Annotated in this window: 19 protein-coding genes; 5 read left to right on the top strand and 14 right to left on the bottom strand. The window is 71.7% G+C overall.

All coding sequences use genetic code 11. The features are described 5' to 3' along the window. Positions 1-35: 35 nt before the first annotated feature. Positions 36-995 carry a DUF1152 domain-containing protein gene (locus tag ACFYZ4_RS17230; protein WP_351291445.1) on the top strand — a complete coding sequence of 320 codons (960 nt, stop codon included), beginning with the start codon at positions 36-38 and terminating at the stop codon, positions 993-995. A gap of 82 nt (positions 996-1,077) precedes the next feature. Here the strand turns inward: ACFYZ4_RS17230 and ACFYZ4_RS17225 are convergent, their stop codons facing one another. The 3 genes from ACFYZ4_RS17225 to nrdR all read right to left on the bottom strand — a co-directional run bounded on the left by ACFYZ4_RS17225 (position 1,078) and on the right by nrdR (position 5,661). After that, entirely contained in the window at positions 1,078-1,818 is a 741-nt protein-coding gene (locus tag ACFYZ4_RS17225; protein WP_390784249.1) for a class I SAM-dependent methyltransferase, read from the bottom strand. A gap of 269 nt (positions 1,819-2,087) precedes the next feature. Then, positions 2,088-4,976, bottom strand: coding sequence for a vitamin B12-dependent ribonucleotide reductase (locus ACFYZ4_RS17220; RefSeq protein ID WP_384340698.1), 2,889 nt, complete (start codon positions 4,974-4,976; stop codon positions 2,088-2,090). Positions 4,977-5,148: 172 nt separating this feature from the next. Next, positions 5,149-5,661, bottom strand: a complete 513-nt coding sequence (gene nrdR, locus ACFYZ4_RS17215; RefSeq protein ID WP_390784248.1) for a transcriptional regulator NrdR — start codon at positions 5,659-5,661, stop codon at positions 5,149-5,151. A gap of 468 nt (positions 5,662-6,129) precedes the next feature. Here nrdR and lexA point away from each other — a divergent pair, with 468 nt between their 5' ends. Further along, positions 6,130-6,924 carry a transcriptional repressor LexA gene (lexA, locus tag ACFYZ4_RS17210; RefSeq protein WP_030709636.1) on the top strand — a complete coding sequence of 265 codons (795 nt, stop codon included), beginning with the start codon at positions 6,130-6,132 and terminating at the stop codon, positions 6,922-6,924. A gap of 61 nt (positions 6,925-6,985) precedes the next feature. Here the strand turns inward: lexA and ACFYZ4_RS17205 are convergent, their stop codons facing one another. The 5 genes from ACFYZ4_RS17205 to ACFYZ4_RS17185 form a co-directional block, all read right to left on the bottom strand. Then, the gene (locus ACFYZ4_RS17205; RefSeq protein WP_390784247.1) at positions 6,986-8,956 is read right to left on the bottom strand and encodes an ATP-dependent DNA helicase; all 1,971 of its coding nucleotides are present in this window, start codon (positions 8,954-8,956) and stop codon (positions 6,986-6,988) included. Positions 8,957-9,008: 52 nt separating this feature from the next. Continuing rightward, positions 9,009-10,901: an IucA/IucC family protein gene (locus ACFYZ4_RS17200; protein ID WP_390784246.1), complete on the bottom strand. Its 1,893-nt coding sequence runs from the start codon at positions 10,899-10,901 to the stop codon at positions 9,009-9,011. Positions 10,902-10,999: 98 nt separating this feature from the next. Then, positions 11,000-11,698, bottom strand: coding sequence for a GNAT family N-acetyltransferase (locus tag ACFYZ4_RS17195; RefSeq protein WP_390784245.1), 699 nt, complete (start codon positions 11,696-11,698; stop codon positions 11,000-11,002). Between the two features lie 32 nt (positions 11,699-11,730). Then, positions 11,731-13,704, bottom strand: a complete 1,974-nt coding sequence (locus ACFYZ4_RS17190) for an IucA/IucC family protein (RefSeq protein WP_390784379.1) — start codon at positions 13,702-13,704, stop codon at positions 11,731-11,733. 1,014 nt (positions 13,705-14,718) lie between these two features. Continuing rightward, positions 14,719-16,125 carry a diaminobutyrate--2-oxoglutarate transaminase family protein gene (locus ACFYZ4_RS17185; protein WP_390784244.1) on the bottom strand — a complete coding sequence of 469 codons (1,407 nt, stop codon included), beginning with the start codon at positions 16,123-16,125 and terminating at the stop codon, positions 14,719-14,721. A gap of 241 nt (positions 16,126-16,366) precedes the next feature. Between ACFYZ4_RS17185 and ACFYZ4_RS17180 the strand changes: the two genes are divergently transcribed. Continuing rightward, positions 16,367-17,536 (top strand): trypsin-like serine peptidase, encoded by a 1,170-nt coding sequence (locus tag ACFYZ4_RS17180; RefSeq protein ID WP_384340690.1) that lies wholly within the window; start codon positions 16,367-16,369, stop codon positions 17,534-17,536. 93 nt (positions 17,537-17,629) lie between these two features. Here the strand turns inward: ACFYZ4_RS17180 and hflX are convergent, their stop codons facing one another. The 6 genes from hflX to miaA all read right to left on the bottom strand — a co-directional run bounded on the left by hflX (position 17,630) and on the right by miaA (position 25,633). Continuing rightward, on the bottom strand, positions 17,630-19,135 hold the full coding sequence (gene hflX / locus ACFYZ4_RS17175) for a GTPase HflX (RefSeq protein ID WP_390784243.1): 1,506 nt from the start codon (positions 19,133-19,135) through the stop codon (positions 17,630-17,632). Positions 19,136-19,274: 139 nt separating this feature from the next. Next, complete coding sequence (locus ACFYZ4_RS17170) at positions 19,275-20,768, bottom strand: M1 family metallopeptidase (protein ID WP_390784242.1); 1,494 nt, start codon at positions 20,766-20,768, stop codon at positions 19,275-19,277. A gap of 87 nt (positions 20,769-20,855) precedes the next feature. Further along, positions 20,856-22,937: an HD domain-containing protein gene (locus tag ACFYZ4_RS17165; protein WP_351291467.1), complete on the bottom strand. Its 2,082-nt coding sequence runs from the start codon at positions 22,935-22,937 to the stop codon at positions 20,856-20,858. Positions 22,938-23,077: 140 nt separating this feature from the next. Beyond that, positions 23,078-23,953, bottom strand: a complete 876-nt coding sequence (dapF, locus tag ACFYZ4_RS17160) for a diaminopimelate epimerase (RefSeq protein ID WP_390784241.1) — start codon at positions 23,951-23,953, stop codon at positions 23,078-23,080. 96 nt (positions 23,954-24,049) lie between these two features. Next, the gene (locus ACFYZ4_RS17155) at positions 24,050-24,562 is read right to left on the bottom strand and encodes a hypothetical protein (RefSeq protein WP_351291493.1); all 513 of its coding nucleotides are present in this window, start codon (positions 24,560-24,562) and stop codon (positions 24,050-24,052) included. Positions 24,563-24,694: 132 nt separating this feature from the next. Further along, on the bottom strand, positions 24,695-25,633 hold the full coding sequence (miaA, locus tag ACFYZ4_RS17150; RefSeq protein WP_351291471.1) for a tRNA (adenosine(37)-N6)-dimethylallyltransferase MiaA: 939 nt from the start codon (positions 25,631-25,633) through the stop codon (positions 24,695-24,697). A 207-nt stretch (positions 25,634-25,840) separates the two neighbouring features. Between miaA and ACFYZ4_RS17145 the strand changes: the two genes are divergently transcribed. Both ACFYZ4_RS17145 and ACFYZ4_RS17140 read left to right on the top strand, forming a co-directional pair. Next, positions 25,841-26,056, top strand: coding sequence for a gliding motility protein (locus ACFYZ4_RS17145; protein ID WP_351291473.1), 216 nt, complete (start codon positions 25,841-25,843; stop codon positions 26,054-26,056). 23 nt (positions 26,057-26,079) lie between these two features. Then, a complete protein-coding gene (locus ACFYZ4_RS17140) occupies positions 26,080-26,325 on the top strand; it encodes an antitoxin (protein WP_351291475.1) in 246 nt (81 codons plus the stop codon). The last annotated feature ends 23 nt before the right edge of the window (positions 26,326-26,348 follow it).

Here is a 26,348-nt window from a genome sequence, read left to right as displayed (position 1 = left end):
GGCACCCGTTCGCCGAACCCCGCACAATGATCGCCATGACGGCCCTGCACACCAACCCGCTTTTCGCCCGCCTCGCCGACGCCGAACGCATCCTGGTCGCCGGCGCGGGCGGCGGCTTCGACATCTACGCCGGGCTCCCCATCGCCCTCTCCCTCCTGCACCAGGGCAAGGAGGTCCACCTGGCGAACCTGTCCTTCAGTTCCCTCGCCGGACTGCCCGCCGAGGAGTGGGCCGCCCCCGACCTCGCCGTCATCACCCCCGACTCCGCGCCGCACCAGACGTACTTCCCCGAGCGGACGCTGGCCCAGTGGCTGCGGCTGCACGGCTATCCGGCGCGCGTGTACGCCTTCCCGCAGACCGGCGTCCAGCCGCTGCGCGCCGCCTACCGCGAGCTGGTCGACCTCCACCGCATCGACGCGATCGTCCTGGTCGACGGCGGTACGGATATCCTGATGCGGGGCGACGAAGCCGGCCTCGGCACCCCGGAGGAGGACCTGACCAGCGTGGCGGCTCTGGCCGGGCTGGACGGGATACCGGAGCGCCTCGTCGTGTCGGTCGGCTTCGGCGTGGACGCGTACCACGGGGTGAGCCACGCCCTGGTCCTGGAGAACATCGCGGCGCTGGAGCGCGCGGGAGCGTACCTCGGCGCGTTCTCCGTGCCGCGCGCCACCCGCGAGGGCGCGCTCTTCCTGGACGCGGTGGCCCACGCCCAGGAGCACACCCCGGAGCAGCCCAGCATCGTCAACGGATCGATCGCCGCGGCCGTCCGGGGCTCCTTCGGCGACGTGCAGTTCACCACCCGTACCCGGGGCAGCGAGCTCTTCGTGAACCCGCTGATGTCGCTGTGCTTCGCCTTCGACCTGCCGGGGCTGGCCGCGCACTGCCTCTACCTGGACCGCATCGAGGACACCCACCTGATGCGGCAGGTCCATTCCCGGATCGCGGAATTCCGCGAGGACCTCGTCACCCGCCCGCCCCGCAGCATCCCCCACTGAGCCCGGCGGAGGCGGGCCGGTCTCCGGGGAGGACCTGCCCGCCTCGGCGGTTTCCGACGTCAGCCGGGTCCCCGGTCGGCCGTCAGGCGCGGCAGCGCAGCATCTCCAGCGGCGGGTTGGCCCGGAAGTCCGCCCAGAAGTCCTCACCGAACGCGCGCACCGCGGCGTCGGACACCTCCAGCGGAACCCAGGTCAGCTCGCTGAACCCGGCCGCGTGCAGGCACTTCTCGTAGACCTCGCGGCGCGGCAGGTTGGCGACGAACGAGACCGGCGGGTCGAGCAGCGCCGTGGTCCGGACCTGCGGCCCGGTCTCGCCCTCTTCGCCGGTGAGCACGCTGCGGAAGCCGTACCTCTCCGGGGTGGGCCCGTCGAAGCGGAAGTCGGGCGACTGGTTGAGCAGGAAGAACTCACCGCCGGTCCGCAGGCTCCGGTGCACGTTGCGGCACATCCGCTCCGTGGTGGCGATGTCCCGCGCGTAGTTGAGCAGCTGGACCCCCAGGACGATGTCGAAGGCCTGCCCGAGGGGCCGCAGTTCCGCCACGTCACCCACCTCGTAGCGCACCCCCAGCGGATCGCGCTCCTCCAGCTGCTGTGCCACGGCGACCATCTCACCGGAGATGTCGATTCCGACCACCTCGGTCGCGCCGCGCCGCCTGAACTCCCTGCTGTAGAAGCCGGTGCCGGAGGCCAGGTCGAGGAGCGACTTGCCCCGTACGTCCCCGACCAGGGCCAGGAAGCCCGGCACCACCACGTACTGCTCCAGCGGCAGGGACTTGAAGCCCTCGTAGGCTTCACCGATCTCGTCGTACTGCTGCGTGCTCACGGTTCTCTCATCCCCCATGCCTCATCAGCGGCTCGGCCGCAGGACGCCCTTTCCCCGGGGTGCACCGCGGCCACTGGCGGGCAGTCTCTCCCAAGCCGACAGACCGGTGTACTTGGCGGAACCGACGAAAAAGCGGCCCTCGTCCCGGCTCGCCGTACGGGCGGGCGCACGGGACGGGCGGGCGCACGACGAAGGGGACCGGCCTGAGGCCGGTCCCCTTCGTGAGCGGTGAGCCGCTGGTCAGCTACCCGCGCGGACTACGCCCGGTGTCAGCTGCAGCCGCTGGTGGAGCCGCAGCCCTCGCAGATGTAGCAGGAGCCGGCGCGCTGCATCTTCGTACCGCAGGAGAAGCAGAGCGGGGCATCGGCGGAGACGCCGAGCTGCATCTCGACCAGTTCGGCGTTGCTGTGCGCCGTCTTCGGGGCCGGGACCGGGACGGTCACGGACGGCTTCGGCGCCGACGGCACCGCGGCCAGCGGGACCGACTGGGTCAGCGACTCGGTGTCCAGCTCGTCCTCGTGGGGCTCGTAGGAGCCGGTGTCGAGGTGGCGCTGGCGCTCGTCGGCGGTGTGGATGCCGAGGGCCGAGCGGGTCTCGAAGGGCAGGAAGTCGAGCGCCAGGCGGCGGAAGATGTAGTCGACGATCGACTGCGCCATCCGCACGTCCGGGTCGTCCGTCATACCGGCCGGCTCGAAGCGCATGTTCGTGAACTTCGAGACGTAGGTCTCCAGCGGGACGCCGTACTGCAGACCGACCGAGACGGCGATCGAGAAGGCGTCCATCATGCCCGCGAGGGTCGAGCCCTGCTTGGACATCTTCAGGAAGACCTCGCCCAGACCGTCGTCCGGGTAGGAGTTCGCCGTCATGTAGCCCTCGGCGCCACCGACCGTGAAGGAGGTGGTGATGCCCGGGCGGCCCTTGGGGAGGCGCTTGCGGACGGGGCGGTACTCGATGACCTTCTCGACGGTCGCGCGGATGGTCTCCTCCGCCTTGGCGGTGACCTCCTCCTTCTCCTCTTCCTTCTTCTTCGCGGAGAGGGGCTGGCCGACCTTGCAGTTGTCGCGGTAGATCGCGAGCGCCTTGACGCCCATCTTCCACGCCTCGAAGTAGATCTCCTCGATCTCCTCGACGGTCGCCGTCTCCGGCATGTTGACCGTCTTCGAGATCGCACCGGAGATCCAGGGCTGGATCGCGGCCATCATGCGGACGTGGCCCATCGCGGAGATGGAGCGCTCGCCCATGGCGCAGTCGAACACCGAGTAGTGCTCGGTCTTCAGGCCCGGGGCGTCGACGACCACGCCGTGCTCGGCGATGTGGGAGACGATCGCCTCGATCTGCTCCTCCTGGTAACCCAGGCGGCGCAGGGCCTGCGGGACGGTGCCGTTGACGATCTGCATCGAGCCGCCGCCGACGAGCTTCTTGAACTTGACCAGGGCCAGGTCCGGCTCGACACCGGTGGTGTCGCAAGACATCGCGAGACCGATGGTGCCGGTGGGCGCGAGGACGGAGGCCTGGGAGTTGCGGAAGCCGTTCTTCTCGCCGAGGCGCAGGACGTCCTGCCAGGCCTCGGTGGCCGCGGCCCAGATGACGTTGTCGAGGTCCTCGGTGCGCGGCGCGACGGCGTTGGCGTCGGCGTGCTGCTTCATGACGCGCTTGTGGGCGTCGGCGTTGCGGGCGTAGCCGTCGTACGGGCCGACGATCGCGGCCAGCTCGGCGGAGCGCCTGTACGCCGTACCGGTCATCAGCGAGGTGATCGAGGCGGCGAGGGTGCGGCCGCCGTCCGAGTCGTACGCGTGGCCGGTGGCCATCAGCAGGGCGCCGAGGTTGGCGTAGCCGATGCCCAGCTGGCGGAAGGCGCGGGTGTTCTCGCCGATCTTCTGCGTCGGGAAGTCCGCGAAGCAGATGGAGATGTCCATCGCGGTGATGACGAGCTCGACGACCTTGGCGAAGCGCTCGGCGTCGAAGGACTGGTTGCCCTTGCCGTCGTCGTTGAGGAACTTCATCAGGTTGAGCGAGGCGAGGTTGCAGGACGTGTTGTCCAGGTGCATGTACTCGCTGCAGGGGTTGGACGCGGTGATGCGGCCGGACTCGGGGCAGGTGTGCCAGTTGTTGATCACACCGTCGTACTGGATGCCCGGGTCGGCGCAGGCCCACGCGGCCTCGGCGAGCTTGCGGAACAGCGCCTTGGCGTCGACCTTCTCGATGACCTCGCCGGTCATGCGGGCACGCAGGGCGAACTCGGTGCCGTTCTCGACGGCCGTCATGAACTCGTCGTTCACGCGGACGGAGTTGTTGGCGTTCTGGTACTGGACGGACGTGATGTCGTCGCCGCCCAGGTCCATGTCGAAGCCCGCGTCGCGCAGGGCGCGGATCTTCTCCTCTTCCTTCACCTTGGTCTCGATGAAGGCCTCGACGTCCGGGTGGTCCACGTCCAGGACGACCATCTTGGCCGCGCGGCGGGTGGCGCCGCCCGACTTGATCGTTCCTGCGGACGCGTCGGCGCCGCGCATGAAGGAGACCGGACCGGAGGCGTTGCCGCCGGAGGAGAGGAGCTCCTTGGAGGAGCGGATGCGGGAGAGGTTCAGGCCGGCGCCGGAGCCGCCCTTGAAGATCATGCCCTCTTCCTTGTACCAGTCGAGGATCGACTCCATGGAGTCGTCGACGGCCAGGATGAAGCAGGCGGAGACCTGCTGCGGCTGGGGCGTACCGACGTTGAACCACACCGGGGAGTTGAAGCTGAAGATCTGGTGCAGGAGGGCGTAGGTCAGCTCGTGCTCGAAGATCTCCGCGTCGGCGGGCGACGAGAAGTAGTCGAAGTCCTCGCCGGCCTTCGTGTAGGTCTTCACGATCCGGTCGATCAGCTGCTTCAGGCCGGTCTCGCGCTGCGGGGTGCCGACCGCGCCGCGGAAGTACTTGCTGGTGACGATGTTGACCGCGTTCACCGACCAGAAGTCGGGGAACTCGACGCCACGCTGCTCGAAGTTGACCGAGCCGTCGCGCCAGTTGGTCATGACGACGTCACGGCGCTCCCAGCTCACCTCGTCGTAGGGGTGCACGCCCGGGGTGGTGTGGATGCGCTCGATACGCAGGCCGCCCTTGGCAGCCTTGGTCCCCTTGGCGCGGGAACCACGTGCCGAGCCGCTCGCCGTCTCTGTCATGCCGCTTCCTCCCATATGCGGGCAAAAACGCCCTAAAGTGCCAGCGCTATTCCGCGGCACGGTGCTGTGTGTCTGTTTCTACGTTTTTTCTCCCCCCGGCTCCCGCCGGGAGGGGCCTCCGGGCCGAGCGGCCGCGTCACGGTGCGTGCGCACCACGGCGCGGGCCGTCCGGTCAGTCGGAGGCGGAGGCGGGCACGGGGACCGAGGCGGTCCCTCCGTGCTCGCACCCACGGGGGTGAGGCCGCGGCTCGCGCAGTTCCACGATGGCGGTCTCGAAGTCTTCAAGGGTGTCGAACGCTTTGTAGACGGACGCGAAGCGCAGGTAGGCGACCAGGTCGAGCTCCTGCAACGGGCCGAGAATGGCCAGACCCACGTCATGGGTGGTCAGCTCGGCGCTCCCGGTGGCGCGCACCGCCTCCTCGACCCGCTGGCCGAGCTTGGCGAGGGCGTCCTCGGTGACCGGTCGCCCCTGGCACGCCTTGCGCACGCCGGAGATGACCTTGGTACGGCTGAAGGGTTCCGTCACCCCGCTGCGCTTGATCACCATCAGCGAGGCCGTCTCCACCGTCGTGAAGCGACGGGAGCAGTCGGGGCACTGACGGCGCCTGCGGATCGACGTGCCGTCATCCGTGGTGCGGCTGTCGACGACACGGCTGTCGGGGTGCCTGCAGAAGGGGCAGTGCACGGTTCCCTCACCCTCCCTCTTGGCACGACAGAATCACCCCACATGCCCCTCAACGGCGGAGACCAACTCTGCCGGGGGCTCGTGGAGCAGCCCCCAGCATATGCGATCCCAGGAGCCTCAGCAGACTCCAGGACCACTACTTCTGGGTGGCAGCGCTCATCCAACCACTAGATCTTGGGTTGGAGTGGATTTTCGTGGCTCTGCGTGTCGCGGCGTCCCGCAGGCGGTCACGAGGCTCCTCGATGCCACACTGGGCACAGGCCCGGACGGCGGCGATCCGACCGGGAAGGGTACCGTAAGCAGCGGTCGTCGGATCGAACCCGCGTTCGGTGGACCGATCGTCCATACACCCCTTGATATGCCCACGCCGGACGATCCCTGATTTTTCACTCGAACGTGTGTTTGGCGCAACCTTTCGAAAGCTACTACCGTTGTCCAGCTAGGGAGAACATTTCGAGAGGGGCCGACGTGACCACCACCGCAGACAGTGCCACCATCACTGCCCAGAACCGCTCCCAGAGCCGACTCGAGCCGGTGCATGCCATGAACGACGCAAACCTGAACCCGGATGCGGAGCCCGTAGTACGCCCCGCACGCTCGCTGCCAGGTCGACCTCCAGGCATCCGCGCCGACAGCTCCGGGCTCACGGACCGGCAGCGGAGGGTCATCGAGGTCATTCGCGACTCCGTGCAGCGTCGGGGTTACCCGCCGTCCATGCGGGAGATCGGTCAGGCGGTCGGCCTGTCCAGCACGTCGTCGGTCGCCCACCAGCTGATGGCCCTGGAGCGGAAGGGCTTCCTGCGCCGCGACCCGCACCGCCCGCGTGCCTACGAGGTGCGCGGCTCCGACCAGCCCAGCTCGCAGCCCACGGACACCACCGGCAAGCCCGCCGCCTCCTACGTTCCCCTGGTCGGCCGGATCGCGGCCGGCGGCCCGATCCTCGCCGAGGAGTCGGTCGAGGACGTGTTCCCGCTTCCCCGCCAGCTCGTCGGCGACGGCGAGCTCTTCGTCCTGAAGGTCGTCGGCGACTCGATGATCGAGGCCGCCATCTGCGACGGTGACTGGGTCACGGTCCGTCGCCAGCCCGTCGCGGAGAACGGCGACATCGTCGCCGCGATGCTCGACGGCGAGGCCACCGTCAAGCGCTTCAAGCGTGAGGACGGCCATGTCTGGCTCCTCCCGCACAACGCCGCCTACCAGCCTATTCCCGGCGACGACGCGACCATCCTCGGCAAGGTCGTCGCGGTACTGCGTCGGGTCTGACCCCCGCCGCCTCCATCCGGCCCCCGGGATCCACTGCGCCGGTCCCGGGGGCTTCCCCCTTTTACTTGCCGTCTGCCTTGGCCGTCGCGTCGATCGCGGCCAGGGATCGGCGGGCCTGGTTGCGGTCGGTGGTGTACCAGAAGTCCGGCAGCGTGGCGCGCAGGAAGCTCCCGTACCGGGCCGTGGCCAGCCGGGGGTCGAGCACCGCGACGACGCCCCGGTCTCCCGTGGCCCGTACGAGACGACCCGCGCCCTGCGCCATCAGCAGGGCGGCGTGCGTGGCGGCGACGGCCATGAAGCCGTTGCCGCCGTGCTCCTCCACCGACTTCTGGCGGGCGCTCATCAGCGGGTCGTCAGGACGCGGGAAGGGGATCCGGTCCATGACCACGAGCTGGCAGCTGGGGCCCGGCACGTCCACGCCCTGCCAGAGCGAGAGCGTCCCGAACAGGCAGGTCTTCGCATCCGCGGCGAAGGCCTTGATCAGCTCGCCGAGCGTCTCCTCACCCTGGAGCAGGATCGGGTTGTCGAGCCGGCCTCGCAGTTCCTCGGCGGCCGCCTTGGCGCCGCGCATGGAGGAGAAGAGGCCGAGGGTCCGGCCGCCGGCCGCCTCGATCAGCTCGGCGAGCTCGTCCATCATGTCGCCGCGCGTCCCCTCGCGGCCCGGCGTGGCCAGGTGCTTGGCGACGTAGAGGATGCCCTGCTTCGGGTAGTCGAAGGGCGAGCCGACATCGAGGCCCCGCCAGGCGGGGACGTCGTCCCCCTCGACCCCTTCGGGCGACAGGCCCAGGGAGGCCGCGACACCGTTGAAGTCGCCGCCCAGCTTGAGGGTGGCCGAGGTGAGGACCACCGAGCGGTCCTCGAACAGCTTCTCCCGCAGCAGGCCGGACACCGACAGCGGGGCGACCCGGAGGGTGGCGCCGAAGCGGTCGTGGCGCTCGTACCAGACGACGTCGTACTCGGAGCCGGTGGTGATCCGCTCCGCCACCCCATGGACGCTCTCCACCGCGGCCAGGGCCTGCTTGCGGACCGCGTCCTCGTCGTGGACGGACTTGTCGCGGGTCGCGCCGATCGCGGAGATCACGTTGCGCGCGGCGTCGCGCAGGGACATCAACGCGTAGCCGAGGTCTTCGGGGACCTCCTCCAGGCGACCCGGGAGCGCCAGCTCCATGACCCGCTCGAAGGACTCGGACGCCGTCTGCAGGGAGTCGGCGGTCTTCTCGTCGACCAGCTTGGCCGCACGCTTCACGGCCCGGTTGACCTGCCCGGGGGTGAGCTCGCCGGTGGCGACACCGGTGACCCGGGAGACCAGCTCGTGGGCCTCGTCCACGATCAGCACCTCGTGCTGCGGCAGCACCGGGGCGCCTTCGATGGCGTCGATGGCGAGCAGCGCGTGGTTGGTGACGACCACGTCGGCGAGCTTGGCCCGCTCGCGGGCGGCCTCCGCGAAGCACTCGGCTCCGTACGCGCACTTCGTCGCACCCAGGCATTCGCGCGAGGAGACCGAGATCTGCGACCAGGCCTTGTCCGAGACGCCCGGGGTCATGTCGTCGCGGTCGCCGGTCTCCGTCTCGTCCGCCCAGTCGCGCAGGCGCAGCAGGTCCTTGCCGAGCTTGCTGGTGGGGGTGGCCGCCTCGAACTGGTCGAAGAGGCCCTCCTCCTCGTCCTGCGGAGCGCCCTCGTGCAGGCGGTGCAGACACAGATAGTTGGACCGGCCCTTGAGCATGGCGAACTGCGGGCGGCGGCGCAGCTGCGGATGCAGTGCCTCCACCGTCCGGGGCAGGTCGCGCTCGACGAGCTGCCGCTGGAGGGCGAGGGTCGCGGTGGCCACGACCACGCGCTCGCCGTGGGCGAGGGCCGGCACCAGGTAGCCGAGGGACTTGCCGGTGCCGGTACCGGCCTGGATGAGCCGGTGGGAGTTGTCGTCGATCGCTTCGGCGACGGCTTCGGCCATGGCCACCTGGCCGGGGCGCTCCGTGCCGCCGACGGCGGAGACGGCGGCGTGCAGCAGGTCGGGGAGGGAGGGCTTCGTCATAGCACTGCCAACCCTACGGGGCCCCACCGACAGCGAGCGCACGGACGAGGAATCATGGCCGGTACAAGGGGTTGGGTACGGTGCCGTGCTGTACGGCGTGCGGGCGGTCGGGGCGGTCGCGGTAGCCGTCCTCGTAGAGCCGGTTCCGGTTGAGGCAGAGCCGGCCGATGCGCTCGCCGAGCAGGTCGAAGAGCTCGTAGCGGTCCTTGAGTTCCGGGAAACGGGCCTGGTGGCGCAGGATCTCCGCCCGTACGAGGGACCAGAACTCGTCCTCCGGGACGTCGAGGCGGTCCTCGCACAGGGCCGAGAGGTAGCGGAAGACACCGACGAAGAGCCCGGAGTGGATGAACTGGGGCAGGTAGTCGGCGGGCTCGGTGAGCAGGGCCGCCCGGACCTCGTCGGGCAGGGAGGCCAGCTCGGGCAGCGGCTCGTCGCTGATGTTGATGTCGTCGACGAAGTCCTTGACCCCGAGCCGGACCGGGACGTCGTGCTCGTCGAAGATCACGATGGTGTTCTCGCCGTGCGGGGAGAAGACGGTGCCGTAGCGGTAGAGGAAGCGCAGCAGCGGGGGCAGGAGGGCGGCGAAGAGGCGCTGGAGCCAGACGGTGGGGGTGAGCCCGGACCGGGCCACGAGCTCGGCGGTGAAGGACCGGCCGCGCGGGTCGGTGTGGAGGAGGGAGGCGAGGGTGCGGGCGCGCTCGCCGGGGGCGAGGAGGCCGGTGAGGGGCTCGCGCCAGATCGCGCCGAGGAGCTCCTTGTACTGGTACGGGACCTCGGGGAGCTCTTCGTAGACCGGGTGGCGGACGGTGACGGAGGCGACTTCGCCCAGCAGGACGACCCGGCACTCGTCGCGCAGGAAGGGGTCGGTGTCGCGGAGGGAGTGGATCCAGGCGGTGACGGCGGGTGCGGCGAGGGCGAGGTCGGAGGGCAGACCGCGCCAGACCATGGTGTTGAAGACGGAGAGCGGGAGTTTGATGCTGTGCCGGTCGGGGCGGCTGAGGTTGAGGAAGGTGCGGATCGACTGCTGGGGCAGGCGCAGGTCGGGATCGGCCGGGAGCGGCACGAGGGTGCCGGAGGCGAGCGCGGGGGCGAAGAGGGGGAGGACGACCTCGTCCCACTGCCAGGGGTGGAGCGGCAGGTAGAGGTAGTGGAGCGGGTCGAGGCCGCGGTCGCGCAGGGTCTGGTCGAAGGTGGCGCGGGTGACTGGGTCGAGCTCGGCGGAGTAGAGGCGGGCGGGGTCCTCCAGTCCGGCGGTGCCTCGGTAGGCGGCGAGGGAGGTGTGGGCGGCGAGCCAGGGCAGGCGCTGGCGGGTGCGGGCCTCGGGGGCCCAGGCGGTGGTGTCGGAGGCGGAGAGTCCGATACGGCCCTTGTTGAGGACGAGCCAGGGGTGTCCGGTCTGGTGCCCTTCGAGGGCCGCGTAGTCGAGGTCGGCGAGGACGTCGGCGGTGAGGGCGGTGTGGTCGAGCCGGGCGTCGGCGGCGAGGGTGGCGCTGAGCTCGCGGACGAGGTGGCCGAGGGTGGGGCCGTCGATCCCGAGGAGGGTGCGGGCGCGGATGAGGAAGGCGTACGGGTCCCCGAAGGGGGTCGGGTTCCCGGAGGGGGTCGCGTTCCCGGAGCCGGTCGGTGCCTCGGGGGAGGCCGGCGGCGGGGTGAGGGTGATGGTGTCGGGGGCTACGTGCCAGCTGCCGTACGAGCGGCGGCGGGCCCGGAAGCCGAGGCTGCTGCCGTCGTCGAGGGTCAGGGTCCATGCGTCGCCGGCTGCGGCCGGGGCGGGGACGGGACTGATGATCTCCTCGTAGGCGAACTCGGCGAGCATCTTGGCGAGCAGCCTGCGGGCGGCGAAGTCCCAGGTCGGACGGTTGAGTTCGGGCGGCGTGCAGGGGTGCTGCGGCGACGGTGGCACGGTCGGTTCCGCCGCGTCGGGGGCTGCGTGGAAATTCGGCACGGGACTCCTCGAAGATCGGGAACTTTGCTGCGCGACGCAGAGTTTTCTAAGGGAGAGGTGCGAAGCGGCGACGACGGTCAGGGCTTGTGGGGCGGCACTCAGAGGAGATTGCGCAGCGCCCGCTCCCGGATCATCAGGGCGGCGCGCTTCTCGGGAAGGTCGATTTCCGCGGAGCAGCGGAAACCGGAGCTCAGGAAGGCAGAGACGGAGGGGGTGTTGCGGATGTCCGGTTCCGCGATCACACGAGTGCAGCGGGGGCGGTTGCCGAGGACCATGTCGGCGACGGCGCGCAGCAGGGTCGCGCCCAGGCCGCGGCCGCGGTTTGTGCCGTCTCCGATGAGCAGGTGGATACCGGTGTCGTGGGGGCGCGCCGGGTAGTGGCGGGAGAGCGGGTCGAGGTCGGCCCGGTAGATCTCCCAGTAGCTCATCGGCGTGCCGTCGAGGAGGCCGAGGCAGGGGATGCTGCGGCCGTCGCCGTCGAGCTGGGCCCGTAGGTGGGCTGCGGTGACCGCGGCGGGGCCGGCGAGTTCCCAGTAGGCGGCCACCTCGGGATCGTTCATCCAGCCGGTGAGGAGCTCCAGGTCCCGGCCCGGCCGTACGGGTTCGAGGCGGAAGGCTCCGACGGGTGTGGCGGCGCTGCCCCAGATGGCCGGTGAGTCGAGCAGGTCGGCTTCGGCGAGCAGGGGCAACAGGCCGGCCTTGATCCGTGGTTCGACGCTGTGGTCCACCACCTCGATGGCGCCGAGGGCGTCGGTGGCGGATCCGGCGGAGTGGGTGGGTGTGTCGGTGGAGCGCATCGGGGGCTCTTCTCCGCGTCGGCGCCGACGCGTCAATCGTGAAGGGGGTTGGTGATGGTGACGTAGACGGACTGGGTGTCGACGGGGCCGACCAGCTCGTCGAGACCTCCCAGGCGGGTGAGCAGATTCGCCTTGCAGCGCAGGGTGGGCGAGTCGAGCAGCCGTGTGGGGAGCGGGCCGAGGCCCGCGGCCTTGGCGAGGAAGCGGCGGAAGGCGGCGAGGAGCACGCGCTCGTCGGCGAGCCGCTGGGATCCGAAGGCGCCGATGAGTCCGAGCACGTTGTTGATGCCGAGGTAGTAGGCGAAGCGTTCGTCGGTGACGGCGTCGGAGACGAAGGTGTCGCTGGCGCCGCCGATGCCGGGCAGCCGCTGCTCCAGTTCCGCGCGGCGGGATGCGCGGAAGTAGTAGCCCTGGTTGTCGCGGTAGCGGCCACCGGCCGGCCAGCCGGCCGCGTCGAGGAGGACCAAGGTGTTCTGCTGGTGCGCTTCGAGGGCGATACCGGCGAGCGCGTCGAAGGCGAGGACCGGCAGGACCACGTGGTCGAGGTAGCGCAGGAACCACTCGGCGGCGACGGCGGACGTGCTGCGTCCGGTGGCGGCGGCGAGGTGGGATACGAGTTCGGCGAGGCGGGAGCTCATGGTGGGCCGGCCGGGCCATGGGCGGGGAGCGGTGAGTGCGGCGATGCAGAGGGCGTCGTCGCCCGAGCGGAAGGGGTTGTGGCGCAGCAGGGCGTCGAGTCCGGGAACGGGAGTTCCGTCGGGCGCGTCCACGGCGACCCAGGCGGGGTCGCGGACGATGTCGAAGCCGGGGTGACCCGCCTGCCACTGCTCGGCGAGGCCGGTGCGGAGCAGCCGGTGGACCTCGACGCCTCGGTGCAGTTCCTTGCGGAGGTTCTCACGGCGGGAGTTGGTGATGCGCAGGCCCAGGGAGAGCTTGAGCATCGCGGGGTCGCCGGGACGGTGGACGGTGCGGACGGAGGAGGTGGGGTACCAGGGCTCGCCGTGCGGGCCCAGGTCGTGCAGAAGCCCTGCGTCGCGGAGGGCGGTGACGGCGGGGCGCTGGAGCAGGTCGCGGGCCTGCCAGGGGTGCAGGGGAAGGGGGGTGGCGCCGTCGGGCAGCGGGAGCCCGGGGGCGAGTCGGCCGAGGAGCTGGGGCGCGGAGACGGGGCGGCCGCGCTCGGTCCAGGCGGATTCGGTGGCGAGGACGGAGGGGTCGACGGCGAACCAGTGCAGGGGAAAGGAGCCGTGGAGTTCGGGTGAGTAGTGACGTGCTTCGGCCTCGGAGAGTCCTTCGCGGCTCTTCGGGTCGGGCTGGAGGGGGTGACCGAGGAGGAGCGACTGTTCGGAGGTGAGGAAGCGGTCCCCGCCCACGGGGGCCGGGGCGGTGGGGCGTTCGCGTCGGTCGGCGATGAACTCGGTGGTACGGCGCACCGAGTCGGCGACCCGGCCGACGAGGTCGGCGCCGCCGCGGCCGCCGCCGGTGCCCTCGCGGGCGATGAGGGAGGCGAAGGTGACGGCGTCCAGGCAGGGTGCGCCGGCGGGGGCGCCTTCGAGTCGGGCCGGACCGAATCGGTGCCAGCCGGTCTGGGACCAGTAGCGGACGGCGACGAGCGCGGCGGTGCCCGAGGCGGGGAGGGGGATGCGGAGGGGGGTTCCGGCGGGGCCGTCGGGGCGGCCGATCCCGGCTTCGCGGACCCAGCACCGGAGCAGGTTCTCCACCCCTGCGGCCTCGGAGGCGACGGCGGGGTCCGGGTGGTTCAGGAGGTCGGGCAGCGCGGCCGGCTCCGGCCAGACGGGGCCCGACCAGCCGGAACGGGCTCTGGGCGTGCCGTCTTTCTGCCGTGGCACGGTGGCCGTCGCCCCGGCGGCGGCCTCCCGCGGGGCGGCGAGGGTGCCCGCCGGACCCTCGTCCGGGTGCTCCGACTCGGGCCCGCCGGGCTGGTCCGACGCACCGGGCCGGATCCCGGCGGCCGGGTCGGCGGCGGTCACGTCCGGTCTGCCGGCCATGTCCGCCTGCCCACCTTCGGCACCCGGCGGGGCGGCGGGGGGAGCTGCCGGTGCCGTGACCGGGCCGGGGGTCGCGGCGGCGTCGGGAGACGCCACTGCACCCAGCCGTGGCTGCCCGCCGTCGATCGAGCCCACGAACGGCCCCGCGGCAGCGGCGTCAGGAGCCTCCGCGGAGGGCGACCACGTGTGCCGGTCCTCGGTCGAGTTGACCGACTGGCTCACGGCAGGGCCCAGCGTGGCGGCGTCGGGAGACGCCGTGGAGGCCGCCCACGGGTGCCGGTCCTCGGTCGAGTTGACCGACTGGCTCACGGCGGGGCCTGGGGTATCGGCGTCGGAGGAGGCTGCGGGGGGCGACCACGAGTGCCGGCCGTCGGTAGCGCGGGCCGACGCGCTCACGGCGGGGCCCTGGATAGCGGTGTCGGGAGACAGCGCTGAAGCCGCCCACGGGTGCCGGTCCTCGGTCGAGTTGGCCGACTGGCTCACGGCAGGGCCCAGCGTGGCGGCGTCGGGAGACGCCGTGGAGGGCGGCTGCGGAGGGCGGCTCTCGGTCGAGCCGACCAGCGGGCTGATACCCGGAACCGGGGTGGCGGCGTCGGGAGACGTTGCAGAGGGAGGACACGCCTGGCGGGCCTCGACAGGGGCGGCTGGCGGGCTCGTTACCGGGACCGAGGTGGCGGCGTCGGGGGACGCTGCAGGGGGCGGGCAGGCCTGGCGGTCTTCGACAAGGCCGGACGACGGGCTCGTCAGTCGGCCGGGGGTGACGGGGTGAGGAGAGACCTCTGAGGGCGGGCAGGCCTGGCGGGGCTCGACAGGGGCGGCTGGCGGGCTCGTTGCCGGGGGCGGGGTGGCGGCGTCGGGAGATGTCGCGGTGGGCGGCTGGGGCTGGCGGTTCTCGAGGGGGCTCGTTGCCGGGCTTGGGTCGGTTGATGGCGGTTGTCGGTCGGGGGACGGGGCCGGGAGCGGCTGATGGGTGGACTGGTGCGGGTCTGGCATCGCGGGTCCTCGGGGTGCGGGTCAGTGGGTGCGGCGGGCGGCGGCCGGGATGGCGTCGGCCAGGCGGTCCAGGACCGCCGCGGCCTGCTCGTCGGTCAGGGTCAGCGGGGGGAGCAGGCGGACCACGGCGCCGTGGCGGCCGCCGAGTTCGACGATCAGGCCGCGGTCCAGGCACTCCTGACGGACGGCCGCGGCGAGGGCCGGTGCGGCGGCCCCGGTCTCGGGATCGACGAGTTCGACGCCGATCATCAGGCCCCGGCCCCGGACGTCCCCCATGCAGGGCTGGTCGGTGGCCAGCCCGCGCAGGGCCGTCAGCATCCGCTCGCCGAGGACGGCGGCGCGCTCGGCGAGGCGGTTCTCGCGTACGAAGGCGAGCGTGGCGGTTCCGGCGGCCATGGCCAGCTGGTTGCCGCGGAAGGTTCCGGCATGGGCTCCGGGGTCCCAGACGTCCAGGCCGGACCGGTACACGATCACGGCGAGCGGCAGGCTGCCGCCGATCGCCTTGGACAGGACCATCACGTCGGGCACCACCCCGGCGTGGTCGACTCCCCAGAAGGCGCCGGTGCGGCCGACGCCCGTCTGCACCTCGTCGGCGATCAGCGGGATGCCCCTCGCGGCGGTGATCTCGCGGATCCGACGCAGCCAGGCGTCCGGGGCGGGAATGACCCCGCCTTCGCCCTGCACGGGTTCGACGATCAGGCCGGCCGGGGCGGGCACCCCGCCCTTGGGGTCGTCGAGCAGGTTCTCCGTCCAGCGCGCGGCGAGTTCGGCGCCCTCGGCGCCGCCGACACCGAACGGGCAGCGGAAGTCCTGCGGGTACGGCAGCCGGGTCACCCGTACGTCCGGGGCGCCGCCCGAGGCGTCCAGCGCCCCTGCGGTCATGCCGTGGTAGGCCCCGGTGAAGGCGAGCAGTCCCGAGCGCCCGGTGGCGGTGCGCACCAGTTTGAGGGCGGCTTCCACGGCGTCCGTACCGGCCGGCCCGCAGAACTGGATCCGCGCGTCGGCGGCCAGCGCCGGCGGGAGGTTGGTGAACAGCTCGGTGGTGAAGGCGTCCTTGACCGGGGTCGCGAGGTCGAGGACGTGCAGCGGGGCCCCGGAGTCGAGGACCCCCCGGACGGCTTCGAGTACCACCGGGTGGTTGTGTCCGAGGGCGAGGGTGCCGGCGCCGGAGAGGCAGTCGAGGTAGCGCCGGCCGTCGGCGCCCTCGATGGTCAGTCCGCGGGCGCGCACCGGGACGATGGGCAGGGAGCGCGCGTACGTCCGGGCGGCGGACTCCCGCTGCGCCTGCCTGCGCAGGATCCCGTCTGCGGCGACGGAGCCGCCGCGGCCGCCGCGCTCCTGCACCCGGCCGCCCTGGGACGGCACTTGAGGCTCCTGCGGCGGGATCTGTGTCGCGGCCGCCGCCGCGGCCGGCTCGGTCAAAGCCACGAGTGTCGGTCCTCCCGCACTGAACGCTCTTCCGGATTGCCCCTCGAACACCAACGCTGCTCCCCCATCCCCCGTACGTACCAACGACGGTGACGCCGACGGATCACGGGTGACCCCAAGATCCTTGGCGTGCAAGGGGCGAGCGGCAGGAACCACGGCCCCGGGCTGTGTCGTCCTGGGCGGCAGCGGCATAGTGGGGGGCTGCACTCCACGCCTCGAAACCACCAGGGGGACGAACGACATGCGACCGATCCGACCGGTCACCGCGATCCTGTGCGCGGCCGCGCTCGCGCTGACCGCAGCTGCCTGCGGCCCCGGCGACGAGGAGGCCGGCGGCGACGCCAAGCCGACCGTGGCAGCGAGCCTCCCGGGCCCGGACGGGATCAAGATCCCGGACCAGCTCAAGGAGAAGCTCAAGGAACGCGGTATCGACCTGGAGAAGTGGAAGGGGGGTGAGTGGAAGAACTGGAAGAAGGAGGACTGGCTCCGCGAGGCGGGCGACTACATCAACCCGATCATCGAGGGCCTGTGGGACCCGGACCGCATGCGTGACGCCGAGCAGCCGCAGCGCCCGTCCGTCGACCCGGACGCGGGCAAGGACCAGGGCGTCACCGACCCCACTCCGGCCCCGGTGGCGGCCAAGCCGGCGAACGCGCCCTACCACCAGAGCGTTCCGGAGTCCGGCAAGGTCTTCTTCGACGGCCCCGAGGGCTCGATGGTCTGCTCCGCGACCGTGGTCAAGGACCCGGCGCACCCCGGCAAGTCGAACATGGTCTGGACCGCGGGCCACTGCGTGCACGCGGGCAAGTCCGGCGGCTGGTACCGCAACATCGCCTTCGTCCCGTCCTACAACAACGCGGGCAAGCCGGCGGCGCAGCTCAAGGGCGCGCCGCGCGAGCAGGTGGCCCCGTACGGCGTCTGGTGGAGCGACTGGGCGCAGACCTCGGACCAGTGGATCGCGACCGGTGGTCCGACCGGTGGCGCGGGTGCCCCGTTCGACTTCGCGGTGCTGCACGTGACGCCCGAGAAGGGCAGCGGCAAGTCCCTGGAGGAGATCGTCGGTTCGGCGCTCCCGGTGGAGTTCGCCGCGCCGGCCGTGCCGAAGGTCGCGGGCATCACGGCGACCGGTTACCCGGCGGCGGCTCCGTTCGACGGCCAGAAGGCCTTCCAGTGCACGGACAAGCCGGGCCGGCTGTCCCTGAACGCGACCGACCCGGCGATGTACCGCATCGGCTGCACCATGACCGGCGGTTCCTCCGGTGGCGGCTGGGTCGCGGCGGGCGCCGACGGCAAGCCGGCGCTGGTGTCGAACACCTCGATCGGCCCGGCCAAGGCGGGCTGGCTGGCCGGACCCCGGCTGGGTACGGAGGCGAAGGGCGTCTTCGAGGCCGTCAGCCGCAAGTTCAAGTAGGTCAGGACAGGACTGGACCGTGAACGACCGAGGGCCCCCTGCACTTCGTGCAGGGGGCCCTCGGTCGTCCAGCCATCCGGCTGTCCGGTCTGCTTACCGCTTCGCGAGCGCGTACGGCGCCAGGTCCGCCGCGAGCTCCTGGTGGACCCGCGCCTTGAGCAGGGTGCCGTCCGGGGTGTGCTCCTCGGAGATCACCTCGCCCTCGGCGTGCGCCTTGGCGATCAGCGAGCCGCGCGTGTACGGCACCATGGCCTCCACCTCGACCTCGGGCCGCGGCAGCTCGGAGTCGATGAGCGCGAGGAGTTCCTCGATGCCCATCCCCGTCCGCGCCGATACGGCGATCGAGTGCCGCTCGATCCGCAGCAGCCGCTGCAGGACGAGCGGATCCGCGGCGTCCGCCTTGTTGATCACCACGATCTCGGGCACGTTGACCGCGCCGACCTCGCGGATCACCTCGCGCACCGCCGCGAGCTGCTCCTCCGGCGCCGGGTGCGAGCCGTCCACGATGTGCAGGATCAGGTCGGAGTCACCGACCTCCTCCATCGTGGAGCGGAACGCCTCGACGAGGTGGTGCGGCAGGTGCCGGACGAAGCCGACCGTGTCGGCCAGGGTGTAGACCCGGCCGCTGGGCGTCTCGGCCCGGCGCACGGTCGGGTCGAGGGTGGCGAACAGTGCGTTCTCCACCAGGACGCCCGCGCCCGTGAGGCGGTTGAGCAGCGAGGACTTGCCCGCGTTGGTGTAGCCGGCGATGGCGACCGAGGGCACCTTGTTGCGGCGCCGTTCCTGCCGCTTGATGTCGCGGCCGGTCTTCATCTCCGCGATCTCCCGGCGCATCTTCGCCATCTTCTCGCGGATCCGTCGCCGGTCGGTCTCGATCTTGGTCTCACCGGGGCCTCGGGTGGCCATGCCGCCACCGCCGCCGCCACCCATCTGCCGGGACAGCGAGGCACCCCAGCCGCGCAGTCGCGGCAGCATGTACTGCATCTGCGCGAGGGCGACCTGTGCCTTGCCCTCTCGGGACTTGGCGTGCTGGGCGAAGATGTCGAGGATGAGGGCGGTCCGGTCGACCACCTTCACCTTGACGACGTCTTCGAGGGCGATGAGCTGGCCGGGGCTGAGCTCGCCGTCGCAGACGACGGTGTCGGCGCCGCTCTCCATGACGATGTCACGCAGCTCGCGCGCCTTGCCCGAACCGATGAAGGTGGCCGGGTCCGGCTTGTCGCGGCGCTGGATCACGCCGTCGAGTACGAGAGCACCGGCGGTCTCGGCGAGGGCGGCGAGCTCCGCGAGGGAGTTGTCCGCGTCGTTCACCGTGCCGGAGGTCCAGACACCGACGAGAACCACGCGCTCCAGGCGCAGCTGCCGGTACTCGACCTCGGTGACGTCTTCGAGCTCGGTGGAGAGGCCGGCCACGCGGCGCAGGGCCGCACGCTCGGAGCGTTCGAACTGCTCGCCGTCCCGGTCTCCGTCGATCTCGTGGCTCCAGGCGACGTCCTCTTCCATCAGGGCATCGGCCCGAAGGCTCTCGGTGAAGCTCTGCGGGTCGCGCACGTCCTGTGCGTCCCGCGCGTCCTGGGAAGGGGAAGAAGAGGAGGTCATTGGATCCTTACGTCGATTCGAATAGCGCTGACACGTTAACGGGCACGCTAACTGTCACGTCCAACGTGTCACACCGCCGGGGGATTCCCCGAACGGCCTCGTCGATGGTGACATGCCCGTTCCTCAGCGGTCACACGCTTTATTTGTGGGACGTCCCGGACGTGCCGGGCGTGCCGGGCGCTCCGGACCTGCCGGACGCGGCCGGGGTGCTCCACTCCGGGTGCCCGGGCATCGCCGGCGTCGTCTTGCCGTAGAGCCACGGCTCCAGGAAGGCCCCGAGGTCCCGGCCGGCCTCCTGCGAGGCCATGCGGACGAAGTCCGCCGTGCCCGCGACCCCGTCCCGGTACTGCGCCACCCAGCGGCGCTCCAGCCGGTCGAAGGCCTCGGTGCCGATCTCCTGCCGCAGCGCGTAGAGGATCAGCGCGGCGCCGTCGTAGACCACCGGCCGGAAGAGGCCGATCTTCTCGCCGGGCGGGGCGGGCTTCGGGGCGGCCGGCGGGCCGCCCGCCGCCCGCCACTGGTCGGAGCGCTGGTACGCCTCGCGCATGCGCCGCTCCAGGGAGTACTTACCGAGCCCGTCCGCGTACAGGGCCTCGTACCAGGTGGCGTGTCCCTCGTTGAGCCACAGGTCGGACCAGGTCAGCGGGGTGACGCTGTCGCCGAACCACTGGTGGGCGAGCTCGTGGACCATCACGGACTCGACGTACCACTCGGGGTAGCCCTCGCCGGCGAAGAGGCTGTTCTCGAAGAGCGAGAGGGTCTGCGTCTCCAGCTCGAATCCGGTGGTCGCCCGCGCGATCAGGATCCCGTAGTTCTCGAAGGGGTAGCGGCCGACGCGCTCCTCCATCCACGCGATGTGCCCCGCGGTCTTCTTCAGCCAGGGGGCCAGCCGCTCCCGGTCCGCCTCGGGCACCACATCGCGCAGCGGCAGCCCGTGCGGGCCGGTGCCGTGCACGACGGCGGACTTGCCGACCGACACCTGCGCCAGTTCGGTGGCCATGGGGTGCCTGGTGCGGTACGTCCACGTCGTCGAGGGGCCGAAGCGCAGGGCGGGGACCACCTGCGCCCCGTTGGCGACGGCCGTGAGCCCGGCGGGGGCGGTGATCCGGAAGGTGAAGAACGCCTTGTCGGCGGGGTGGTCGTTGCAGGGGAAGACCCGGTGGGCGGCGTCCGCCTGGTTGGCCATGGCCAGGCCGTCCTCGGTGGGCACCCAGCCGCCGTCCCCGCGTCCGCGCGGGTCGCTGGTGTGCCGGACGGTGATGTGCAGCGGTGCCTTGTCCACCACCGCCCGCGCGGGGGTCAGCACGAGGTCCTCCCCCACGGTCTCGAACCGGGCCGGCTCCCCGTTGACCTCGGCGGACGCCACCTTGCCGTGGGTGAAGTCCAGGTTGATCCGCTCCAGCGGCTCCAGCGCGCGGGCTTCGATGACGGTGACCGCGTCGAGCGGGCTCCGGTTGTCCTTGTACGCGAAGGACAGGTCGTACGAGAGCACGTCGTACCCGGGGTTCCCGAGCTCCGGGAACAGCGGGTCGCCGATGCCCAGCGCCTTCGGCGGGGGCAGTACGGCGGCGACGAGGGTCAGGGAGGCCGCGGCGAGCAGGGCGGCGCGCAGGCGGGGGGAGGAGAGCTGCATCCACCACCGCTTACCAGTGACCGCCACACGGCCGCGTACGGCGCGCGACGGATCCACCCGAACGGGGACGTCCGGGGCCGTCCCGGCCTACGCCCGGCTGACGTCGTACACGCCCGGCACGTCCCGCATCGCACGCATCAGCGCGGGCAGCCCGGTCGCGTCCGGCAGCTGGAGGGTGTAGCTGTGCCGGACCCGCTGTTCGACCGGGGGTTCCACGGTCGCGGAGACCACCTCGACCCCCTCGCGGGCGATGGCCTCGGTGAGGTCGGCCAGCAGGTGCGGGCGGCCGAACGATTCAGCGAGCAGGGTGACCCGGCAGTCGGCCGTGGCCCGCCAGTGCACGGCGACGGAGGTGCGCCCCACGGCGCGCATCTGCGCCACGGCCGCGCAGTGGATGCGGTGCACGGTGACGGCGCCGCCGCGGACCAGGAAGCCGGCGACGGCGTCGGGCGGCACCGGAGTGCAGCACCCGGCCAGCCGCACGGTGGCGTCCGGCAGGTCGGCGACGGCGTTGCCGCCGCCGCCCCGGGCGCCGATCACCGACAGCGGCGCCCGCGCGGCCGAGGTGGTGGACATCGCCCGGTCGGGATGGGATTCGAGCCAGCTGCTGATGGCGATCCGGGCGGCGGGGGTCCGCGCGTGGTCCAGCCATTCGGCGGCCGGGCCCGAGGAGGCGTCCTGCGCGAGCAGCAGCTGCACGGTGTCCCCGTCGGACAGCGGGGAGGACAGGGAAGCGAGGCGCCCGTTGACGCGGGCGCCGATACAGCCGTGGGCCGCCTCGCCGTGCTGGGCGTAGGCGGCGTCGATACAGCTGGCCCCGGCCGGCAGGCCCAGCGTTCCCCCGTCGGCCCTGAATACGGTGATCTCCCGGTCCTGGGCCAGCTCGGCGCGCAGCACGCTCCAGAAGGTGTCGGGGTCGGGTGCGGACTGCTGCCAGTCGAGCAGGCGGGACAGCCAGCCGGGGCGCGTGGGGTCGACGCGCTCCTCGTCGGGGTCTGCGGCGGCGTCGGGCGTCGCGGTGGCGTACGGGTTGCCGAGCGCCACCACGCCGGCCTCGGCGACGCGGTGCATCTGCCGGGTCCGCACGATGACCTCGGCCACGTAGCCCTCGGGCGTGGCGACGGCGGTGTGCAGCGACTGGTAGAGGTTGAACTTCGGGGTGGCGATGAAGTCCTTGAACTCCGAGACGACCGGGGTGAAGCAGGTGTGCAGCTCGCCCAGGACCGCGTAGCAGTCGGCGTTCTCGCCGACGAGGACGAGGATGCGGCCGAAGTCGGAGCCGCGCAGCTCGCCGCGCGTCCGGGCGATCCGGTGCACGGAGACGAAGTGCCGTGGCCTGACCTGCACTTCGGCGGAGATGCCGGCGTCGCGCAGGACGGCCCGTACGGAGTCGGCGATGCCGGGCAACGGGTCGCGTTCCCCGGCGTGGGCCGCGATGAGCGCGCGGGTGCTCTCGTACTCCTCGGGGTGCAGGATCGCGAAGACGAGGTCTTCCAGCTCGGTCTTCAGGGCCTGGACGCCGAGCCGTTCGGCGAGCGGGATGAGGACGTCGCGGGTGACCTTGGCGATGCGGGCCTGTTTCTCGGGGCGCATCACGCCGAGGGTGCGCATGTTGTGCAGCCGGTCGGCGAGTTTGATGGACATGACGCGGACGTCGTTGCCGGTGGCGACGAGCATCTTGCGGAAGGTCTCGGGTTCGGCGGCGGCGCCGTAGTCGATCTTCTCCACCTTGGTGACGCCGTCGACGATGAAGCAGACCTCGTCGCCGAATTCGGCGCGGACCTGATCGAGGGTCACCTCGGTGTCCTCGACGGTGTCGTGGAGCAGAGAGGCCGTCAGGGTGGTGGTCTCGGCGCCGAGTTCGGCGAGGATCAGGGTGACGGCGAGCGGATGTGTGATGTACGGCTCACCACTTTTTCGCATCTGGCCCCGGTGCGAGGTCTCCGCGAGGAGGTACGCCCTGCGCAGAAGGGACAGATCGGCGTCCGGATGGTGGGCGCGATGGGCCTCGGCGACGTGGCCGATGGCGTCCGGGAGCCGGTCCCTGGACGTCGGCCCGAGCAGGGCCGCGCGCCCGAGCCGGCGCAGATCGAGCCTGGTCCGGCCCCGTCTGCGGAGCTCAGGGCGCGCTTCGGGGTGTGCTTCGGGGTTCGTGGCCTCTGCACTCATGGGCACCTCCGACGGCTTCGACCGGCGGTGGCGGGCATGGGGTGAGCCCTCAGGGCCGGTGCCTGATGTTACCGACCCCACCACGTGGCGCAGTCCACCTCTCGCTCAGCGTGAAACGGATCACCCATTAGAGGGAAGCTTCAGGCGAAAGCCGTTTCGGTGAGCCAGGCCTCGTCGAACTCGCCCGTGGCCACGATCACGGCCGGTCCGGTCATGTCGATCTGCCCGTCGGGGTGTTCGGTGATGAGCAGGGTTCCGCCCGGGAGGTCGACGGTGTACGTGACCGGTGCGCCGGTGACGGCCGGGTCGACGCCGTCGCGGCGGATGGTGGCCACGGCGACGGCGCAGGCGCCGGTGCCGCAGGAGCGGGTCTCGCCGGAACCCCGCTCGTGGACGCGCATGGCGACGTGGCGGGGGCCGCGGTCGACGACGAACTCGACGTTGACACCCGTGGGGTAGGCGGACGCCGGGCTGAAGGGCGGGGCGGTGTAGAGGGTCCCTGCGTCGTCGAGGCTTTCAACGAAGGCCACGGCGTGCGGGTTCCCCATGTTCACGTTGCGCGCGGGCCAGCTCCGGGAGCCGACGCTGACCGTGACCTCGCCCTCGGGGAGTGCGGCGCGGCCCATGGAGACGGTGACGTCGCCGGTCTTGTCCAGGTGGACCCGCTTGATCCCGCCGCGGGTGGCGATGGCCAGGTCGCCGGGCTCGACGTGCCCGGCGTACTGGAGGTAGCGGGCGAAGACGCGCACGCCGTTGCCGCACATCTCGGCGATGGAGCCGTCGCTGTTGCGGTAGTCCATGAACCACTCCGCCTCGTCGGCGAGGTGGGCCGCCTCCGGGTGCGCGGCGGACCGGACGGCGTGCAGGACGCCGTCCGCGCCGATCCCGGCCCGTCGGTCGCACAGCTTCGCGACCGCGGACGCGGGCAGTTCGATGGCGTTGTCCGGGTCCGGGACGATCACGAAGTCGTTCTCGGTGCCGTGGCCCTTGAGGAAGGAGAGGGTGCGCTGCGTCACCCGCCCATGGTACCGAGGCACAGCTCAGCGGTGCCGCGCGGTCCAGTACGCGGACCTGTCGGGAGGGCCGGTCGGCGGAGCCGGGCGGGAGGGCCGTCAGCGGAGCCGGGCGACCCGGTACACGGCGAGGGACACGACGGCCAGTGCGATCACGGCGTAGAGCGCGGCCATGCGCCAGTCGGGGCGGCGGCCGCTCCCCCGGGCCGGGAGCCCGGGCCACGTGTAGCCGACCCGTCGGGCTGCCATCATGCCCCAGCCTCCGGCGCAGCAGCTGATCAGGAAGCCGAGCATGGCGACGACGGCGCCGCCGTCGCCGAATTCGAACGCGAGCGGGAAGGCGAACATCAGGGAGCCGGCGGCGGCGAGCATCGCGATGGGGGCGATCTGCCACAGGCGCAGGCGGCGCTGCGGGCGCAGCTCGACCTCGAACTCGGGGACGGCGGCCGCCTCGGCCTCGGCGGTGTCCGGGGCGTCCGGGCCGTCGGGGGTCAGCCGCGCGGGATCCGCGGGCAGCCCGAGGCCCGCGGGCCCGTCCGTACCGTCGAGAAGCGTCGGATCCGCTTCCCGTCGGGTGTCGTCCCGCCCGGTGTCGCGAGGGCCGGCCTCCATCGCCACGCGCCCTCCCCACTCGGACTCAGTGCGCCGCCATTCACCGCAGGTGACCGCACCCGCAGGAGTTTGATGATGGCACGCCCCCGGCCCCGTAACCGGCGCCCGGGGCGTCCCGATGCCATCACGTGATCAGGCTGTGACCGCTCGTTCGACCAACGACTGCGCGAGTCCGGGGAGTTCTCCCCTGTCGGACGCGGCTCCGCTGAGCCAGTGCACGCGCGGGTCGCGGCGGAACCAGGAGTCCTGGCGGCGGGCGAACCGCTTGGTCGCCCGGACGGTCTCCGCCCTGGCCTCGTCCTCGGTGCACTCCCCGGCGAGCGCGGCGAGCACCTGCTGGTAGCCGAGCGCCCTGGAGGCGGTGATTCCGTCGCGCAGCCCGCGGGCCTCCAGCGCGCGGACCTCGTCGACCAGGCCGTCCTCCCACATCCGGTCCACGCGCAGTGCGATCCGCTCGTCGAGTTCCGGCCGGGCGACGTCGACGCCGATCTGCACGGTGTCGTAGACGGACTCGTGGCCGGGCAGGTTGGCCGTGAAGGGGCGTCCGGTGATCTCGATGACCTCCAGCGCGCGCACGATGCGGCGGCCGTTGCTGGGCAGGATGGCCTGGGCGGCGGCCGGGTCGGCGGCGGCGAGGCGGGCGTGCAGGGCGCCGGAGCCGCGCAGCGTGAGCTCGTCCTCCAGCCGGGTGCGGACCTCGGGGTCGGTGCCGGGGAACTCCATGACGTCCAGGGCGCCGCGGACGTACAGGCCGGAGCCGCCGACGAGGACGGGTGTACGGCCCTCGGCGAGCAGTTTGTCGATCTCCACGCGGGCCAGGCGCTGGTATTCGGCCACGTTGGCGGTGTCGGTGACGTCCCAGATGTCGAGGAGGTGGTGCGGGACACCGCCGCGCTCCTCGGTCGTCAGCTTGGCGGTGCCGATGTCCATCCCCCGGTACAGCTGCATCGAGTCGGCGTTGACGACCTCGCCGTCGAAATGGCGGGCCAGGGCGACACCCAGGTCGGACTTTCCTGCCGCGGTGGGACCGACGACGGCGATGACCCGCGGGGCGGGGGCTGCATTCCTCACCGCCCCAGTCTCGCAGCCCCTGGTCAAGACACCGCCATGTACCCGATCGAGTTACGTGACGGGGTGGGGGCGGAGTCGTTGCCCTGGCGAGGTTCCGGCCCGGTGTGCGCCGTGCGTACCCCTTGCGTATGCCCGGCGTACGCCTTGCGGAGGCCGGTTCGGTCACGGCGGAACTTCACTCACACGAGTAACGTTATAGGAGGAGACATGGGCGTTTTTGACTGGTTTTTTCGTCGTAAGGACGAGCCCGCGACCGAAGAGGTAGCGGCCGAGGCCCTGACGGCGGAGTCCGGTGCGGCCGAAGAGGCCGAGGCCGAGCCGGCCGTTGCGGAGGCTCCGGCGGCGGAAGCCGTGGAGATCCCGAAGCAGCAGTCGGCCGAGGTGGCCGCGGACAGCGAAGCCGGCGAGGGCGCCCGCACGTAGCGACCGCCAACGGAAGGTGACCCATGGGCCTGCTGGACAATCTGAAGGCCAAGCTCGGTCCGGCGAAGGACAAGGTCGGCGACCTCGCCCAGAAGAACGAGGGCAAGATCGCCGAGGGCCTGGACAAGGTGGCCAAGGCCGTGGACTCCAAGACCCACGGCAAGTACAGCGACCGGATCACGAGCGGTACGGGCAAGGCGAAGGACGCCCTGGGCAAGATCGCGCACAAGGACACCCCCGGCGGTACGACGCCGCCGGCCACTTCCTGACGCGGTCCCGGAAGGGGCGCGGG

It is taken from the genome of Streptomyces sp. NPDC001513 (assembly GCF_042894695.1).
Taxonomy (GTDB): domain Bacteria; phylum Actinomycetota; class Actinomycetes; order Streptomycetales; family Streptomycetaceae; genus Streptomyces.
The sequence above is the reverse complement of the archived record's forward strand: the minus strand, read 5'-3'. Positions and strand labels throughout refer to the sequence as shown.